The sequence below is a fragment of the Shigella sp. FJ200513 genome, from assembly GCF_040495915.1.
GTDB lineage: Bacteria > Pseudomonadota > Gammaproteobacteria > Enterobacterales > Enterobacteriaceae > ECMA0423.
In genome coordinates this window covers 1-491 of sequence record NZ_JBDYCV010000283.1, presented here as the reverse complement: position 1 = coordinate 491, position 491 = coordinate 1, and the positions used below count along the sequence as shown (strand labels likewise).

Sequence of the window (491 nt, the reverse complement as noted above, 5' to 3'; positions counted from 1 at the left end):
AATCGGTGGAGCTGCATGACAAGGCCATCGGGCATTATCTGAACATAAAACACTATCAGTAAGTTGGAGTCATTACCTTAATGGTAAAGTTATTGCTCCAGCTTGTACCCTGGTAGCTGCGACGAAAGATTCAGTAGTCACATTGCCAAATGTCAGCGCCACCAAGTTGCAAACTAATGGAGCAGTCTCTGGCGTTAAAACTGATGTACCAATTGCCTTAGAAGGCTGTGATGTTACTGTAACTAAAAATGCGACGTTTACCTTTAGTGGTACGGCTGACGGCGTGCAACCTACAGCATTTGCCAACCAGGCTACCACCGATGCAGCGACGAATGTTGCTCTACAAATGTATCTGCCAGATGGTTCTACATCGGTAACTCCCGGTACCGAAACGTCGAATATTCAGTTAGCGGATTCGGTAATGACTCCAACTTACTGATAGTGTTTTATGTTCAGATAATGCCCGATGGCCTTGTCATGCAGCTCCACCG

At 46.0% G+C, this 491-nt stretch carries 1 protein-coding gene and 1 pseudogene; both read left to right on the top strand.

Annotated features, from left to right (window positions below):
- A partial coding sequence (locus ABZJ92_RS22580; RefSeq protein ID WP_152026004.1) for an IS1 family transposase occupies positions 1–62 on the top strand: 62 nt, incomplete at its 5' end.
- 17 nt (positions 63–79) lie between these two features.
- Positions 80–436, top strand: a pseudogene (locus ABZJ92_RS22255) (fimbrial protein); the annotation flags it as partial.
- Between the last annotated feature and the right edge of the window lie 55 nt (positions 437–491).